16 protein-coding genes are annotated in these 17,537 nt (G+C 51.7%); 9 read left to right on the plus strand and 7 right to left on the minus strand.

Annotation, left to right across the window (positions count from 1 at the left end; genetic code table 11):
• The first annotated feature begins 44 nt into the window (after positions 1-44).
• Both soxS and F3J40_RS14295 read left to right on the plus strand, forming a co-directional pair.
• Positions 45-467, plus strand: a complete 423-nt coding sequence (gene soxS, locus F3J40_RS14290) for a superoxide response transcriptional regulator SoxS (RefSeq protein WP_026042552.1) — start codon at positions 45-47, stop codon at positions 465-467.
• 230 nt (positions 468-697) lie between these two features.
• Entirely contained in the window at positions 698-979 is a 282-nt protein-coding gene (locus F3J40_RS14295; protein WP_167015580.1) for a YjcB family protein, read from the plus strand.
• A 68-nt stretch (positions 980-1,047) separates the two neighbouring features.
• Here the strand turns inward: F3J40_RS14295 and F3J40_RS14300 are convergent, their stop codons facing one another.
• Both F3J40_RS14300 and F3J40_RS14305 read right to left on the minus strand, forming a co-directional pair.
• The gene (locus F3J40_RS14300; protein WP_167015582.1) at positions 1,048-1,998 is read right to left on the minus strand and encodes an ATP-grasp fold amidoligase family protein; all 951 of its coding nucleotides are present in this window, start codon (positions 1,996-1,998) and stop codon (positions 1,048-1,050) included.
• Positions 1,999-2,006: 8 nt separating this feature from the next.
• The gene (locus F3J40_RS14305) at positions 2,007-3,263 is read right to left on the minus strand and encodes an MATE family efflux transporter (RefSeq protein WP_167015584.1); all 1,257 of its coding nucleotides are present in this window, start codon (positions 3,261-3,263) and stop codon (positions 2,007-2,009) included.
• A gap of 509 nt (positions 3,264-3,772) precedes the next feature.
• On the opposite strand from F3J40_RS14305, the gene F3J40_RS14310 reads away from it, so the two are divergent.
• Complete coding sequence (locus F3J40_RS14310) at positions 3,773-4,186, plus strand: transposase (protein ID WP_167015596.1); 414 nt, start codon at positions 3,773-3,775, stop codon at positions 4,184-4,186.
• 839 nt (positions 4,187-5,025) lie between these two features.
• On the opposite strand, the gene F3J40_RS14315 is transcribed toward F3J40_RS14310, so the two are convergent.
• Entirely contained in the window at positions 5,026-5,955 is a 930-nt protein-coding gene (locus F3J40_RS14315) for a LysR substrate-binding domain-containing protein (protein WP_167015598.1), read from the minus strand.
• A gap of 327 nt (positions 5,956-6,282) precedes the next feature.
• Between F3J40_RS14315 and F3J40_RS14320 the strand changes: the two genes are divergently transcribed.
• The 6 genes from F3J40_RS14320 to F3J40_RS14345 all read left to right on the plus strand — a co-directional run bounded on the left by F3J40_RS14320 (position 6,283) and on the right by F3J40_RS14345 (position 13,399).
• Positions 6,283-6,888 carry an ankyrin repeat domain-containing protein gene (locus tag F3J40_RS14320; RefSeq protein WP_167015600.1) on the plus strand — a complete coding sequence of 202 codons (606 nt, stop codon included), beginning with the start codon at positions 6,283-6,285 and terminating at the stop codon, positions 6,886-6,888.
• Between the two features lie 34 nt (positions 6,889-6,922).
• Entirely contained in the window at positions 6,923-7,804 is an 882-nt protein-coding gene (locus F3J40_RS25220; protein WP_505543774.1) for an oxamate carbamoyltransferase subunit AllH family protein, read from the plus strand.
• Positions 7,782-9,332 carry an acyl-CoA synthetase FdrA gene (gene fdrA / locus F3J40_RS14330; RefSeq protein WP_167015604.1) on the plus strand — a complete coding sequence of 517 codons (1,551 nt, stop codon included), beginning with the start codon at positions 7,782-7,784 and terminating at the stop codon, positions 9,330-9,332. The genes F3J40_RS25220 and fdrA overlap by 23 nt, the downstream gene beginning before the upstream one ends.
• Positions 9,332-10,750, plus strand: a complete 1,419-nt coding sequence (locus F3J40_RS14335) for a YlbE family protein (RefSeq protein ID WP_167015606.1) — start codon at positions 9,332-9,334, stop codon at positions 10,748-10,750. Before fdrA ends, F3J40_RS14335 begins: the two co-directional genes overlap by 1 nt.
• A gap of 110 nt (positions 10,751-10,860) precedes the next feature.
• On the plus strand, positions 10,861-12,405 hold the full coding sequence (locus F3J40_RS14340) for a hypothetical protein (protein WP_017347294.1): 1,545 nt from the start codon (positions 10,861-10,863) through the stop codon (positions 12,403-12,405).
• 43 nt (positions 12,406-12,448) lie between these two features.
• A complete protein-coding gene (locus F3J40_RS14345) occupies positions 12,449-13,399 on the plus strand; it encodes a carbamate kinase family protein (protein WP_167015608.1) in 951 nt (316 codons plus the stop codon).
• A gap of 125 nt (positions 13,400-13,524) precedes the next feature.
• Here F3J40_RS14345 and F3J40_RS14350 read toward each other — a convergent pair whose 3' ends face one another.
• Genes F3J40_RS14350 through F3J40_RS14365 form a run of 4 tightly spaced genes read right to left on the minus strand, consistent with a single transcriptional unit; the run spans position 13,525 to position 17,501 of the window.
• A complete protein-coding gene (locus F3J40_RS14350) occupies positions 13,525-14,838 on the minus strand; it encodes an MFS transporter (RefSeq protein WP_017347292.1) in 1,314 nt (437 codons plus the stop codon).
• Positions 14,831-15,463, minus strand: coding sequence for a DUF4286 family protein (locus F3J40_RS14355; RefSeq protein WP_167015610.1), 633 nt, complete (start codon positions 15,461-15,463; stop codon positions 14,831-14,833). Before F3J40_RS14355 ends, F3J40_RS14350 begins: the two co-directional genes overlap by 8 nt.
• A gap of 2 nt (positions 15,464-15,465) precedes the next feature.
• Positions 15,466-16,809 carry an amidase gene (locus F3J40_RS14360; protein WP_167015612.1) on the minus strand — a complete coding sequence of 448 codons (1,344 nt, stop codon included), beginning with the start codon at positions 16,807-16,809 and terminating at the stop codon, positions 15,466-15,468.
• Between the two features lie 11 nt (positions 16,810-16,820).
• A complete protein-coding gene (locus F3J40_RS14365; protein ID WP_167015614.1) occupies positions 16,821-17,501 on the minus strand; it encodes a DUF2848 domain-containing protein in 681 nt (226 codons plus the stop codon).
• Between the last annotated feature and the right edge of the window lie 36 nt (positions 17,502-17,537).

The following is a 17,537-nucleotide window of genomic DNA, read 5'->3' on the forward strand; positions in this document are numbered from 1 at the left end:
TGAATCCCTCGGGCGATCCTGCCGGTTTTGATAAGGATAAGACGATGATGCAAGAGGAAATTATTTTTTCACTCACCCACTGGATTGAGCAGAATCTCGATAAGACGCTCTCCATTGATGAAGTGGCCGCCAAATCTGGTTATTCAAAGTGGCATCTGCAGCGTATGTTCCGTTCTGTGACGAAACAGACGCTGGGTGGTTACATTCGTGAACGCCGTCTGACGCTGGCCGCAGAAGCGCTACGTCAGACCCAGCGTGCAGTTTTCGATATTGCGATGCAGTATGGCTTTGATTCACAACAGACATTTTCGCGGGTGTTTCGCCGCCAGTTTGCACAGACACCCACGGCTTATCGCCACACCATGCGGCGCCAGGCCATGCAGCGTCCGCGTCTGGTAACCTTCGACTGTAATGACAACACCAGTTTCAACTCACGCCCACAGGGTGAGTACTGCCCGATTTTCTGATAGCCCTTCACGCGCCCGTTCCGGGTGCGTGGCTTTCCTGCCTGCTCAAAAAATTTGCTGCCGATGAAGGTGCAAATTTTATTCATATTTTCAAATCCAGTGATATAATGTGAGCCAGGTCACATATTGACCACCTGTTCCGCAATAGCAGGATGCCCCTGACATCCTGCTGTCTCATGCTATGTCGTACGCCTGTCAGGGATGAATGCCGAAATTTGAGGTCCATGCCAATGGCTACGTTAACTACCAGTCTGCTCGTTATGCGTTGGGAACTGCTCAGCGCCGTTATGATGTTTTTCGCCAGTACCATGAAGATAAAATTCCGCCGCAACAGCAATCACCTGCTGGCTTTTGCCTGTGGTGGCGTAGGTCTTGGCATGTCATGTTGGTTCGTCACCGGTCTGCTCGGCATTACGTTGAGCATGGAGACACTGACCCACATGGTAGACGTCACCAAAACATCATTCGTTAACGTAATGAGTATGACGCCAGCCACCTGGCCGATGCCGTAAGCAAGTACCGCTTCCTGACAGCACAATAAAAAACCCTGCATTGCAGGGTTTTTTATTGTGCTGTGTGGTCAAATTTTCTTAGGTATAGTGGCGATGCCGACCTCACTGGCTTTCACGCTTGCGCTCTTCGTCTCGCCACGATCCTGAATCCACATATCTCCCATCATCTGATTTAAGCCTCGATCCAGCCCGGTCACCAGCCCTGCTCCCGGCGTAAAGGTCAACTCGCCAAAGTAAATCCGCTGGTCGTGGATGTACCAATCCACCCGGACATAATCGAAATCACTGGCGAGGACTTTGCTCAGCTCCAGCGCCTGTTGCAGCGGCGCTTTAAGTGCCGAGATATCCAAACCGGTATCACGGATCTTATGAAACGCCTCGCAGAGATTGTTGACGAAAAAACTCATCGATAGCGCAGGATTTTCCCGGTTATAGATCACCTGCAACACATACTCAAAACGGCCATCGCGTTTGTTAAACATATGAAATTTATAATCAATCGGCGGTTTTGTGCCATCGCCAATATACTGTTCAACAATGATGCGAGGCTGAATAAAACGGTAATGAATTTCCCGCGATGCGCTGGCATAGTCGGTGTTCAACCATTGATGACAGCGTTGAATGATCTGCTGCTTTTGCCGCATATCCGGCTCTTCCAGCATAATCTCCACCAGGCTGGAGGCGTGATTGGGTTTGATTACCGCGCCTTTCCACTGCGCTAATCCGTTTAACGTCGTGGGATCCGTGGTTTCATGCAACAGCGGGATCAAGTACGCCGACCCGATCCTGGATTCAATATGTTCACGCACCAAAAATTTGTCAGACAGGCGTGCATAGCGTTGGTGGTCACCGTAGACAAACTTCCGATACAAGACCTTTTCGTTAAACACTTTGGGCTGCCGCAGGTTCGGCAACTGGTGAAAGGTGCGGTAGTAGTAGAGGCGATCCTGGTATGCCCAAGGCATTTTTTTAATGAAGTATTGGACGCTTCTTCTGAGTTCGTCTTTCAACTTTAACATCTGGAACCTCATTTGTAGGTTTTGTAGTTGAGTGAGGAGATCTGAATTTTTTGGATAACGCCGTTTTTGAAGAAGTAGTTCATCACGGTAAGGGACAAAAGTTCTGAAAGAAAAACACTCCACGCGGCTCCCAAAATGCCGTGCTGATGAATCAGCCACCACGAAAGCGGCAGGCTAATTGCCACCAGACAAGTAATTTTTCCCAGTAGGTAGTTAAAGCCTCCCTCTTTAACCATGTAGCGATAGGCTACGGTCCCCATTGCCGAAAAGCAGGTTGCTGACGACAGCAACGTGATGAGACTTCCTGACTGTGTGTACTCATGGCCGTACAAGGCAATAATGATCTTCTCGCCAAACAGCGCGACGACGAAAAGCATCAATAATGAAACCCCCATCACATACCCATGCAGCCGTGCCGCTAGCCGCAGAGCAACTTCCCCACGCGCTCTGAAAATTTCCGTAAAGCAGGACGTAATCAGCGCGACAGGAATAAAAATCCACGACGCCGCGACAGTATTTGCCGCGGCAAACAACCCCAAATCACGCGCAGGTGCAATGCCAGCAAGGAACATCTGGGCGGTTTTTACCTGCACCGCAATGAAAATACTGGAGATAGCCAACGGTAAACCGGCATACAGTAAGTAACGTAAGTAAGCGGGTCGCTTCGCCGGCGGCGGCGCAATATCGGTTGCTTGACGATAAAAATGATGCCGCTTAATGGCATAAGGAATCAGCGTCACGCTGATCATGGATAACGTCAGCCACAGCGGATCGAGGCGCTGCCAGGCAATAAAAAAACTGATGGCAAAGCTCAGCACCAGCCCCGTTGCGTTAGCGAGGGTATTTAATCTCGAGGCCAGACGCGCATTGTTGTAAACGCTGAAAGTATCCTGGGTAACAAATACTGAAGCCACAAATGACGCTAGCGCAAACCCGATAAAGTTTTGCGGCATTGCGTACCACACCCAAGCCAGCAGAGGAATTGCCGTCACTAACAGCAGCACGAATCGCAGGCTGCGTGCAACGCGCATCAGACGAAGTCCCTTTGCAGTGCTTTTGCTGATGCTTTTGAACAGGATAGTTTCAGTACCAAACACCGCGATGGTTTGCACCATGGAAAACAGCGAAACGGAAAAGGTCATCTGGCCAAACACCGCAGGACCAAATGCCTTTGCCACATAGGATGTGACAAAAATCACGCCAAATACGGAGACAATTTTCTCTGACATCATCCAGGCAGCGTTAGACATTACGCTATATTTCATCGACTCATTCCTTCGCGTGAAACCACTACAAACAGCTAACTCACTGAACGCTATTTATTTTCCGAAATTATGCTTTGCGTACGATAAATCTGAAATCAGGGATACGCACTGAGCATTAAGGTGTAGGTCATAACGCGGAATGTTGACTCAGGATAATTCCGATTATAACTGCGATCAGTTATCTGGCTAAAACGATTTCATCCCTAACCCACTGAAAATAATACCCTCTGGCAAGGTTATTTCCGTAGTTTAGGCCCTTTCAAATGAAAGTAAGTTATCTTTGTGACGTGGTGAAAAGAATTTATATCAAAACCCCCATTCCCGAAAGGGACGCCCCGCCATTTGGAATAAAATAAGATTTATCCCATGATGATATTTATTCTAAATAAATTAATTTATACCTAGTACTTCAAATCGAAAAATTTAATTCTGCTTAATAGCGGGCGGCAGTGCCAGATATTAATGCAGTTAATTTCATTCATTAATTGATAAGAAAGGTAAGCGGACTTATGAGAAAGTCACGATATAGCGAAGCACAAATCACCAATGCTATTAAAGCATCTGAATCCGGCGTTAAGGTCAGGGAGATTTGTGCCGAACTGGGCATTTCAGAAGCCACTTTCTACAGCTGGAAGAAAAAATTCTCGGGCTTATCCTCCGAAGAAGGAAGGAAAATCAAGGATCTGGAAGAAAAGCTTTCTGTTATGAGCCGCGAACTGCAAGCGCTCAGCTCCGACAAGGAGATGTTACAGAGTGTGCTGAAAAACTTTTTCACCACCCATGAAAAACGTCAGGCCGTCAACTTTTTACAAAGCACCTTTGAAATAGGCACCCGCCGTAGCTGCCGTTTACTGGATATTAGCCGCAGTGTGTACCACTATCCGCCTCAAATGGACAACCAGAATGACTATCAAGACCATTGATTATCATTTCGTTGCCAGGAATTTTCCGCCCCACGACGGTTATTGGTGCTATTAATCAAGTTTCCCTAAGGTGAATTTTGCACCGGGATTTTCATATATTTATGTTCTGTAATTGACACGCTTTTGACAAAAAGCTTGATAAACACCAGCAAAAAACGCCAGCTTTCAGCTTGTTTGCGTGTCCCCGATCTCATTTTAAGTGAGATCGGGGGTTAATTGTTCAACTCAGCTTTTCTGACACTGTGGTTTGTTTACAGATAACTTTGTTTAACTGCTCTGAACAAAAAATCGATGAATGCGTACGACACAACAAGAGAGTGCTGGCCCTGCTTTGTTTTAACAACCCATTTACATTCTGGAGGCAAATGTCGTTTTAAAATACGGTCTGGCAGAGAACACGTTCACTGGAAACTTTAATAAAGCTAAAGATTAAAGCCAGGGCATGACTTTAATTCACAAAAAATGATCGACGAACAACTTAAAAATTAATGTTTTATTGCAACGGGCGGTACTGTTCCTGGCAACACAGGAGCTACAAATTGAAGAAAAAGTGGTCTATTTGCCGGTCACGGCAGGGCCAAAAGCTGCTGAGAAAGCGCTGTAGGGTTGCACTATTGCTGTAACAAAGCTTACGACTGACCGATTTTTGCAGGGAAAAAGCGCGATATATTGTCTGAGGCGACCTCTCCCTGGCCTAAAAGTGGCCTTCAGCGATACGTGAGTCAGAGAAAAATCATGATACTTTGCCGTACTTTCGGCCATTAAACAGAGAGAAATGAGGCCATGCTCAGCGAAAGTACCGTTTCCTGGCCTGGCGTAAATCTGAAAAAGCCCCTGCGCTAACGTCCTGACAACAGATCCTGATAGATAGCGCGCAGCACTCCTCCTTCAGCAAACTGCTGGGTAATCCACTGAGTCACCTGCCCGTTTGCTGCATGACGCGTTGCCAGTAACATCCCCGACTTCTGCCGTGGGTTAATCACTTCACGCCGCACCAGCAGCCCTTTTTCGATAGCATCGTTTGCCATGTACTCCGGCAGGAAACCAATGCCTTCTCCCATAATCTGGCAATGGCACTTGGTATTGAAATCAGGCACCAGTAACACTTCCTGCCCATGCAGTAGCCAACCGACTTTTTTATTGATGGTGTCCGCCGTATCTTCCACCATGATGTTGGGATACAGCCGCATCTGACTCTCTGACAAGGGTTCTGGCATATGCGCCAGTGGATGAGTCGGTGATAGCGCAAAGACCCAGCCGATAGCACCAATTTCGGTGTAATCGATACCGCCGCCATCCAGTAATGTGCCTGGCGCGCCAATGGCGATATTCACCTGATTATTGATCATGGCTTCCCAGACTCCATTGTAGACCTCTGTCGTTATGGTGAACTGGCAAGTCGGGAAGCGCGTTTTAAGGACTTGCAGCAACTTTGCCGTGTGCCACGGCGTATAGAGGAGCTGATTAATACAGATGCGCAGCCGTGCCTCGATCCCCTGGGCGATCGTATCTATGCCCCGTCGAATCATCTCGAAATCATTGAGCAGATCCGACGCCTTACGATAGAAATAGAAACCGGACTCCGTCAGTTCAATACTGCGCGTGTTACGTTCAAACAGCACCACACCCAATCCGGTTTCAATACGCTTTATGGCATAGCTGATTGCAGAGGTGGTCAATTGCAACTCCTCGGCGGCTTTACTGAAACTGCTACAACGTGCAGCGGTAGTAAAAACCAACAGGTTTTCTTCAGTGAAAATCGAGTTCATTTCCGCCCTGCTCCCGCAATAAATGACGGATCTACCGCGGTCGCAGCAGATCTTAGTGAAAACGTCAGAGTGAATGAATGTGCCACTGAATCACACCTTGCAGCATGACCTGCATCACAGAACAGGGTGATTTCAATTGCAGACGGTTTAGAAAGTGACTTTTATTTCTTTTTTCTACTCTTTCAGTGTAAATCAAAGTAAATAAAAAATCATTATTGAACGTTATTCAACAGTAGTGCTGATCAAGTTGAATAGTCTTTAATGGGCTATTTTTAACAAATTAACCTTGCTATCCTTTCGCCATCAATTCAGGAATGGAGCACTTTCATGTCATCTTATCAAGATATCGATAGTTTCTTTTCTGCTGCGGCGCAAGGCGATATTGCTATGCTAGAAAGTTATCTGGCGAAAGGCATTGATATTAATGCCACCGATAAGCAGAGAAGAACGGCCATTATTATCGCCAGCCTTAATAAGCAATATTCATGTGTACAACATCTCATTTATGCGGGTGCTGATATTAACCAGCAGGACGATACCTGTTTTAACCCTTTTCTTATCAGTTGCCTCACTAACGATCTGACGCTGCTGCGAATTGTTTTACCGGCTAAGCCCGATCTTAATCGCCTGTCACGTTTTGGTGGTGTCGGTATTACCCCTGCCAGTGAAAAAGGCCATATTGAGATTGTGCGTGAGTTATTGAATTGTACTGATATCAATGTGAATCACACTAACTTTGTCGGCTGGACACCCTTACTGGAAGCCATTGTGTTAAATGATGGCGGCCCGGTGCAGCAAGAGATCGTCAAGCTGCTGCTGGAACACGGCGCAAATCCACATATGACCGATAAATACGGCAAAACACCACTGACTTTAGCGCGTGAGAAAGGCTACCACGAAATGGCTGAGCTGCTGATCGCCGCCGGAGCCTGATCTAAGGAGAAATGCTATCTCAACGCACCCCAGATTGTGCGTTGCAGCGCTCTCTGCTGATACGAAATTCCCCCGCCAGTCGTTAACAGGGGTTGTTCAGCAGGTGTTTCGTCGCGCGGTGAATCTGTATCAGCCTCAGCAGCAACAGCTTTTCACCCTGCTGAGCCAGGAATATGACAACGGCCCGAATAGCTGCAGAATCGCCACTACGCACTTTAATACGTTGTTTCGTCCCGGTGAAACGGTCGCATTTTCCCCGCACGGCATCGCGATCGGCACAGATAAGTGGATAGATTACACCCACTGCGCTATCTGGCATCCGCCGGTAATATCCATTACTCGGGAGGAATTAAATACTGTTTGCTGGCGCTCATGGCAACAGCTCATTAATAGTGAAATTAGATATAGCAATAGTCTGTTTAAATATCGCGGTGATAATTTATTTCATCAACAACTCGCAACATTATTACAACAAGGCCGACAGGCCATTATAACGTCGATAAAGAATAATCTGGATCCCACGCCGGCCATGCGCAGTCTCATCGGACTTGGCATCGGTTTGACCCCTTCAGGGGATGACTGGTTATGTGGATTTAGCATGATATTTTTCCTGCCAGGCCATCCTGGTGAAAAATATCGACCTTTTTTAATTGATGCGCTGGCATCCGGGAAACCAAAAACCACGTTATTAAGTGCGATTACGCTGGAGCACCATTTACAGCACCGTTATCGCGAACATGTTGGTGAGTTTATTACGACACTGCTGAGTAACAACCGGCAAGCCATTAAACCCGCCATTCAAAAGATAAAAGAAATCGGGTCGAGTTCAGGCTGCGACATGCTCTGCGGTATCGCAGACGCCTGCGCTTTGACTGCGGAAATCGGAGAGCATTATGTCCGTCAAGATAGTGATTAAACCCAACACCTACTTTGACTCCGTCTCATTAATGTCTGTTTCTACTAAGGCTAATCAGTTAGATGGCGTTGAGCAGGCGTTTGTCGCAATGGCGACAGAGATGAACAAAGGCGTTCTGAACAACCTTGGGCTGATGACGCCCGAGCTGGAAGCTGCACGCAATGGCGATCTGATGATTATCATCAAAGGCCACAGCGATGAGGCGAATGAAGAGAATCTGCTGGCAATCGAAGCGCTGTTCACCCAGAAAGGGAGCAACAGTGGCAGCCACGAAGCAAGTTTTGCCACATTAGGCAGCGCAAAAGCGCATAACCCAGACAGCAATCTTGCGGTTATCGCGGTGAATGGCCTGTTTGCCGCGCGTGAAGCCCGTCTGGCGCTGGAAAACGATCTCAACGTCATGCTGTTTTCTGACAACGTCTCGCTGGCTGACGAATTGGCCCTCAAGCAATTAGCCCACGAAAAAGGCTTATTGATGATGGGACCTGACTGCGGCACAGCCATTATCAACGGTGCTGCACTCTGCTTTGGCAACGCGGTTCGTCGCGGCAACATTGGTATTGTGGGCGCTTCCGGCACAGGTAGTCAGGAGCTGAGCGTACGTATTCATGAGTTTGGCGGCGGTATTTCACAGCTCATCGGCACCGGTGGACGCGATCTCAGTGAGCAGATCGGTGGCCTGATGATGCTGGATGCCATAGCAATGCTGGAAGCCGACGCGCAAACCGAAGTGATCGTGCTTATCTCTAAGCCCCCTGCTCCAGCAGTGGCAGAGAAAGTGCTGGCTCGCGCTCGCCTGTGCCATAAGCCGGTGGTGGTTTGCTTCCTTGGTCGTCAGCCACAGCCTGAAGATGAAGCGGGCTTACAGTTCGCCCGTGCCACCAAGCAAGCGGCACTGAAAGCGATTCTGCTGACAGGCGTTAAGGAATCCAGCCTCGATCTTCATCCGCTGAATCTGCCACTGATTGAAGAGGTGCGTGCTCGTCTGACCCCACAACAGAAATACATTCGTGGCCTGTTCTGCGGCGGTACGCTGTGTGATGAAGCGATGTTTGCTGCCATGGAAAAACACCCAGAGGTTTACAGCAATATTCACCCCGATCCGGCCTTCCGTCTGCAAGATGTCAACCAGAGCCAGGGGCACACCTTCCTTGACTTCGGTGATGATGACTTCACCAATGGCAAACCTCATCCCATGATCGATCCCACCAATCGTATCAGCCGCCTGATCCAGGAAGCGCGCGATCCCGAAGTCGCCGTGATCGTGATGGATTTTGTGCTCGGTTTTGGATCGCACACCGATCCGGTCGGCGTGATGATCGAGGCGATCCGCGAAGCAAAAGCGATCGCCGCAGCGGATCAACGTCCACTGGAGATCCTCGGTTATGTGCTCGGCACCGATCTGGATACCCCGTCTCTGCACCAGCAGTGCCAGCTATTAACCGATGCGGGAGTGATCTGGGCCAGCAGCAGTACCAATACCGGTCTGCTGGCGCGTGAATTTGTCTGTAAAGGGGAGAACGCCTGATGAGCCAGACACTGTTTAATCAACCACTAAACGTCATTAATGTCGGCATCGCGCTGTTTCGTGACGATCTGAAAAGCCAGCATGTTGCGGTGACACATCTCGACTGGACACCGCCAGGTCAGGGCAACATGCAGGTGGTAGAAGCGTTGGATCAAATCGCCGATCCCCGCCTTGCGGATAAAATTGCGGCCGCTAACCAGCAGGCGCTGGAGCGCATAATCCAGTCTCATCCGGTTCTGGTTGGTTTTGACCAGGCGATCAACGTGGTTCCAGGCATGACGCCTACCACCATTTTGCACGCCGGGCCTCCCGTCAGTTGGGAAAACATGTGTGGTGCAATGCGCGGAGCCGTGACCGGGGCGCTGGTGTTTGAAGGACTGGCACAGAGTGTTGAAGAAGCGGCTATCCTGGCAGCTTCGGGGGCAATCACCTTCTCCCCTTGCCACGAACATGACTGTGTCGGGTCGATGGCGGGCGTGACCTCCGCTTCAATGTTCATGCATATCGTCGAAAACAAAACCTACGGTAACCGCGCTTTCACCAACCTCAGCGAGCAGATGGCCAAGATCCTGCGCATGGGCGCTAACGATCAGAGCGTTATCGAACGTCTGATCTGGATGCGTGATGTGCTTGGCCCAATGTTACGTGATGCCATGAAACTGGCCGGTGAAATCGACCTGCGCCTGATGCTTTCTCAGGCCCTGCACATGGGTGATGAGTGCCACAACCGTAACAATGCGGGCACCACGTTGCTGATTCAGGCATTAACGCCGTGGCTGATTCAGACCGGTTATCCGGTCGCACAGCAGCGAGAAGTGTTTGAGTTTGTTGCCAGCAGCGACTACTTCTCTGGCCCCACCTGGATGGCAATGTGTAAAGCTGCCATGGATGCAGCACACGGCATTGAATACAGCACCGTGGTCACCACCATGGCGCGTAACGGCGTGGAGTTTGGCCTGCGTATCAGCGGTTTGCCAGGCCAGTGGTTTACCGGCCCCGCCCAGCAGGTGATTGGTCCGATGTTTGCGGGCTATAAGCCGGAAGATTCAGGCCTGGATATTGGCGACAGCGCCATCACCGAGACATACGGCATTGGTGGGTTTGCGATGGCAACCGCGCCAGCCATTGTGGCGCTGGTGGGTGGAACCGTAGATGAAGCGATTGATTTCTCGCGTAAAATGCAGGAAATCACTCTCGGCACCAATCCGAACGTCACGATCCCCCTGCTCTCCTTTACCGGTGTGCCTACCGCCATCGATATCACTAAAGTGGGCAGCAGCGGCATTTTACCGGTGATCAACACCGCTATCGCCCATAAAGATGCCGGGATCGGCATGATCGGCGCGGGTATCGTCTACCCGCCGTTTGCCTGCTTTGAACAGGCTTTGTTGCACTACCGCGATCGCTACTGCCAGTAAGAGCAGCCGGGGCGATAACACGCCCCTTTTATAACGCATCGCGCATGTTGTTCACCTGCAGGACCGGGCTAACCGCCCGGCACATATGACCCTGTGAAGGACACTCTTTCATGAACCGTTTAAAACTCCAGTGGACACGAGGCGATTGGGCGGGCTATTTCGGCCTGATGACCAATAACCTCACTAACTTGCTGACGATGATGGGACTGCTGATTTTTGTGGTCGGCATTCCAACTGAGATCGTCTACGGCCGTATTGCGCCTGCCTTTGGCCTGGCCGTAATGACAGCGGCGATTTGCTACACCTGGTTTGGTATCCAGATGGCAAAACACACCGGCCGCAGTGATGTGACTGCACTGCCTTCCGGCCCTAGCGCACCCTCAATATTTACCGTCACGTTTCTCGTGCTGATGCCGGTGTATCAAACCACTGGTGATGCTGAGTTTGCGATCCAGATTGGCCTGGTGTGGTGCTTCGTTGAAGCGCTGATCCTGATCGGGGGATCATTCCTTGGCGAATCGATCCGCCGGATGATCCCACGCACCGTGCTGCTCTCTTGCCTGTCTGGTCTGGGCCTGCTGCTGCTGGCCATGAACCCGATGCTTCAGGCCTTTGAAGCACCAACCGTTTCGTTCATCGTACTGCTGCTGATTTTTATCAACTGGTTTGGTAAGAAGCCAATATTTGCCCGCATCCCAACCGGGCTGCTGCTGCTGATTGCCGGTGCGGCGTTGGCCTGGATTTCTGGCCTGCAAAGCCCGGAAGCGATCAAAGCCTCTATCGCTTCATTTGGTTTCCATCCACCGACAATTCAGATCTCCAGCTTTATGGATGGCTTACCTCATGCGTTGCCTTATCTCGCTTCTGCCGTGCCTCTGGGTCTGGCGAACTACATCTTCGATCTGGAGAACATTGAGAGTGCGCATGCCGCAGGGGATGAGTACAACACCCGTAACGTGATGTTAACCAATGGCTTGGCCTCAATTCTCGGCTGCCTGATGGGCAATCCTTTCCCGGTCACGGTGTATGTCGGCCATGCCGGTTGGAAACAGATGGGCGCACGCATCGGTTATACCCTGGCTTCTGGTGTGACGATGTTTATCGTACCGCTGTTTGGCCTCGGTGCTTTTATGCTCTCCATCATCCCGATGACCGCCATCGTGCCGATTCTGGTGTTTATCGGCGTGGTGACCGCCAATCAGGTGGTACGGGAAACCCCGAAAGCAGAAGTGCCGGTGATCTTTATCTGTCTGTTCCCGTGGATTGCCAACTGGGCGCTGACCATGATGAAGAGCGTACTGAGTGCCGCGGGCACCTCAGCCAGCGAAATCGGCACCGATGTGCTGCACAGCAAAGGCGTCTACTGGGATGGATTAGTGCATCTCGGCAGCGGTGCGCCGCTGGCCAGTATGCTGTGGGGCTGCATCGCTATCTTCGCCATCATGAATAAACCGCTGCGTGGCGCAATTGCTGCGGCTTGCGGTGCCTTCCTCGCACTGCTCGGCATTATTCATGCGCCTGCTTTAGGCCTGGCTCAGGGGACTTCCATGCTGTTCGTCATCGCCTATCTGATGATGGCCGCCATGCTGGTCGTAAAACATTTCCTCGATAGCCGTGAAACCGCTGTCACACAGCCTGCTGATAAAACCGCATAACACCTCGGGCGAGCTCATGCTCGCCCCAGTACTGGAAACAGAGATGAAACAACTCGTTGTGGTTGCCATTGGTGGCAACAGTATTGTGAAAGATAACCAGAGTCAGTCGGTTGCTCACCAGGCCGAGGCCGTCAAACAGGTGGCGGATACCGTGCTGGAGATGCTGGGCAACAATATTGATGTGGTGCTGACCCACGGTAACGGTCCACAGGTAGGGCTGGATCTGCGTCGCGCCGAGCTGGCACATCAGCATGAAGGTCTGCCTTTGACGCCACTCGCCAACTGCGTGGCTGATACTCAGGGCGGCATTGGTTATCTGATCCAGCAGGCACTGAATAATCGCCTCCAGACACTTAACGGTAAAAAAGCCGTGACGGTGGTCACTCAGGTCGAAGTCGATGCCGAAGATGCTGGCTTTATCACCCCAACCAAGCCGATTGGGGCATTTTTCACGGCCGAAGAGCGCGATGCTTTACTAGAAGCCAACCCCGACTGGCACTTTATTGAAGATGCCGGACGCGGTTTCCGTCGCGTGGTCGCTTCGCCGCAGCCGCAGCGTATTGTGGAAGCTGATGCGATAAAAGCTCTGGCGCAACAAGGCTTTGTAGTGATTGGCGTGGGCGGCGGCGGTATTCCCGTGCTGCGCGCTGCCAATGGCGATTACCGCAGCATCGATGCCGTGATCGACAAAGATCTCTCCACGGCCTTGCTGGCAGAAGAGATCAAGGCCGATGTGCTGGTGATCACCACTGGCGTAGAAAAAGTGTGCGTACACTTTGGCAAGCCAGAGCAGCAGGCATTGGGTGAAGTCACTGCGAGCGAGATGCAGCGCTATAGCCAAGAAGGGCACTTCCCGCCAGGCAGTATGCTGCCAAAAATCGAGGCCAGCCTGGCCTTTTTACGGCAGGGAGGAAAACGCGTCATCATCACTACGCCGGAATGTCTGCCAGCCGCACTACGTGGTGAAACCGGCACGCATATTGTGGGGGGTTGATTTTAAAGCGGTAGAAAAATGGCAGTTGGCCGGGTTCCTGAACGCAATCCGCTGACTGCCAGACATGAAAAAACCTCGTCCTGTGAGGTTTTTTCATGTCAATCATGGTCACGCATAAGAGTTTATCAAAGGTGTTTGTGTGCTGTTTCTTTCGCTTTCCACAGGGCAAACAGCGTGATGGCCAGCGCCAAACTGACATACAGCGACACCCACAGCGTGCTACCCATTTCCTTAAACAGCGTCGTGATAATCAACGGTGCAAAGCCACCACCAATAATGCCTGCCAGGGTATAGGCCAGTGACGATCCAGCATAACGCACATGACTGGGGAACTGTTCAGTGACAAAGGCTGCCTGCGGACCATACATCATCGCATGGATCAGCAACCCGCCGATGACCGCCAGCACAATCAATACCGGTTGGGTACTGTCGAGCAATACGAAGAACACAAACGACCAGACAATCGCCAGTAATGCCCCGGTGATATAAACCGGACGGCGGCCCCACTTATCTGACAGCGCGCCAAACATCGGTACAGTAATTGCGTTACCGATCGCCCCCAACATCGTTGCCATTAATGCCAACGGACGCGGCAGTTCTAGCACCGTGGTGACATAAGTCAGGGTAAACACCACCACCAGTGCGTAGAGCACATCAGAACCAATACGTGAACCACCGGCAATCAGCAGCTGTTTCGGATAACGCACAAACACCTCTTTTAACGGGGTATGCGTCGTTTTCTCCGCAGCCTGCATAGCGACAAAAGTCGGCGTCTCTTCCACACCGCGACGCAGCCACAAACCAAACATCACCAACAGCAGGCTGAGCAGGAAGGGAATGCGCCAACCCCAGGCCTGGAACTGCTCGGCACTCATCAATACCGTCACTAAGGTAATAAAGCCCGTGCCAATGAGCGTTCCGCAAGATGGCCCAACTTGCGCAAAGGAGGCGTTACGTCCGCGCTTGTCAGGATCGCCATGCTCCATCGAAAGCAATACTGCGCCTGCCCATTCGCCCCCTAACGCAATACCTTGCACAAAACGCAGCGCGACCAGCAGCACAGGACTCCAGATCCCCCAAACGGCATAGCCTGGCAGTAATCCCATGAGCGCAGTGGTCACACCCATGATCACCAACGTGATGATCAGCACCGCTTTACGACCGGCCACATCCCCTAAATGACCAAAGACAAATCCACCAAGCGGACGTGAAATGTAGCCAACCGCATAGGTCGAGAAGGCCAGAATGGTACCGACCAGCGGATCGAAGCTGGGGAAAAAGACATGATTGAACACCAGGGCTGCCATGATGTTGTAAACCGTAAAGTCATACCATTCCAGCGCGGTTCCAATCGAACTGGCCGCAGCCAGTCGACCGGTTTTCGAAGTGGTGCGCTTAGCGCGCACCGTCTGCTGCAAAGAGGAATCTGTATTAGCCATGTGCCAACTCCTGTTTAGTGAGCTGCCAGCTCAGGGCATAACGTTGACTTACGCCTGAAAGTGCTGCGGCTGCGGTCGTCGCCAGTTGATCACAAGTTTGCGCGTCGCTGCAGTGAATCAGCAGCATGGGGAGCATCTGACGCGGTGTTTTGGGCTCCATCGGCAAAGGTGAGCTGAGTTCAGCATCCGGGGTCAGTAAGCTGGAAGAGATATAGCCTGACGTCTGGCTGACCTGTTGCTGCCATGCGATTAACATGTCGCTATCGAAGCTGCTTAACGTCACCACCGCCAGATTATTGCCACTGCCTTGACCATGGCGATGGGTAACGGCACTGACCCGGCGCATCGGGTTCACCATTTTTTGCAGATTTTTCACGGACCACTCAGTTTGGCGAGTGAACGCCGCGTGATAGTCCGCGCTGGTGAACGCTTCCAACGATTCGGTTTCATATAAGCCAAGATATTTGCGCTCAGCGTTGATCGCCTGATAGCGCGTTCCACTTAAGAACCCACTGATCGCCACGCGCTCTTCAACGTGTTCATGGTCATACCACTGGTTAAAATCAGCTTCATCTTCAGCACTAATGTTAGTGGCGACAAACAGCATGCCGTGAGGTTGAGTCATTATCAGGATCTCCAGTTGAGGGCAGTTTCCACGGCAAGAGACCAGCTGATTAAGCGGGCATCGTCACCATGAACAGAAGCAAGGCTTAGGCCAACCGGCGCACTGCCGGCGGTGTGGCAAGGTAAAGAGAGCGCACAGCCATCCAGCATGTTGATTACGCTGGTGTTGCGCAGCATCAGGGCATTGATCTCCATGTAACGCTGTGGGTCATCCAGTGAAGCAATGCCAGGCGCGATACAGGGCACAGTTGGCATCAGTAAAGCGTCAAAGCCGACCAGGGCAGCATTTACACGGCGCTGCCAGGCTTGCCGTTGTTGATAAAGCACTTCCGCATCCTGAGCGGTGAGATGGCTGCCCCGCTGTACGCGCACCAGTACTTGAGGATCGTAAGCTTCCGGCTGCGCCAGCACGGTTTGTTGGTGCCACTGCCACGCCTCATACGCCGTAATACCGCCACGGGCATTCATGCTGTTCAGTTCATCCAACTCATTGAGTGGAATATCGATTAGCGTTGCGCCTGCCTGCTGCAGGGTGTGAATTGCCTTTTTCCAGGCATCAGCCACATCGCTATCCAATCCGTCCAGTACACGCGTCTGTGGGATAGCAAAGCGCGCTCTGTGCAAATCAACCTCTTGCATCTCCAGCGGCTGTTGCGCAATGACGCTATCGAGCAGCCAGCAGCTGCGAACGTCATGGGCAATCACGCCAATACTGTCGAGAGAGGTAGAGAGCGGCAAAGTTCCTGCCTGATTGATCCGGCTGGCTGTAGGTTTAAAGCCGGTCAATCCGCACAGTGCAGCAGGGATGCGCACTGATCCCCCTGTATCCGTGCCAATTGCGCCGAGACACATGCCATCAGCTACGGCGACGGCCGCACCGGAGGAAGATCCGCCCGGAATACGTTGTTCTGCTCGCTTCCAGGGATTAGCCGGTGTGCCGAAATGTGGGTTGATACCCAGCCCTGAGAAGGCAAACTCGGTCATATTGGTTTTGCCAACCACCGCGGCACCCGCCTGTTGCAGGCGATCGACCACACTGGCGTTAGCCACGGCTGGCGCTGCATTCAGGAGAAGATGAGAACCCGCCGTCGTTGCCTCGCCCTGAACATCAAAGAGATCTTTGATGCTGACAGGTAAACCATCAATTGCACTGCGAGATTGCTGCTTCTGCCAGCGCTGTGCCGCGTCAGTCGCCTGTTGTGCTGCCTGAGATACATAGCGCCTGGTAAAAACGCGTGCGCCCTCTTTCGCCGGATCTTGTGCTGCATGCAGTGCCGATGCGGTGAAGCTTTCAGGACCCGTTTCACCGGCCAGCAGTTGCTGACTGGCTTGCCAGAGTGTGGTCATCAGCGAGCTCCTTATGCCACCACCGGCAGTGCACCGGTTTGATAAGCGTGTTCCAGCGTGCGCTTCAACACGGGATCGTGCAGAGACATACGGAATTCACTGGCCGGGCGAATGCCGCCAATAGCCCCTAAGGTGCCGCAGGACATCGCCATTCCTTCTCTCGCTTCAGCTCCCTCCAGATAACGCGCCAACAGCTCTTGCGGCGTAAGCAGTGAGGCAAGCGTGCCTTGCTGATAAACCACCCACTCATCGTGCTCTTTAATCCATGAGGTCAGCACCAGTGAATCCCAGTGCTCAATCACCTCCACCATGCGCCAGGCAGTGCGGGCAACGGGTTTAATACAGGCTTGCTTGGAGAGCGCTACGCTAAATGTCTCCAGATAGCGGTCAGTGTGGTCAGAGGTGAGAGAAACCCACCACTCCCCGCGATGGAAGAACACGAAAGGCTCGGCTTCACCGGAGGTTTCATTTCCCACCACTTCCAGCTGCTGCTGCTGGCTTAGCTGATTAGTTGCGACACGATAGAACAGGGGCACTGCACCAGGAGCGGGCACGCCTAAAGCCTCAAGTTCCCTGATGTGGTGCAAAACAGCGTCTTTATCGCGTCCTGCCCAACCCGCAATAATAAAATGAGTAACCTCAACATCGAGGGTCGTGGCGGTTTGATCGCCGAGAGTGAACTGAAGGTGCATGCGATAATCCTCTCTTTAAAAATCACAGTGAAATTT

Origin of the sequence: Candidatus Pantoea multigeneris (assembly GCF_011752615.1) — a bacterium.
Classification (GTDB): Bacteria; Pseudomonadota; Gammaproteobacteria; order Enterobacterales; family Enterobacteriaceae; genus Pantoea; species Pantoea multigeneris.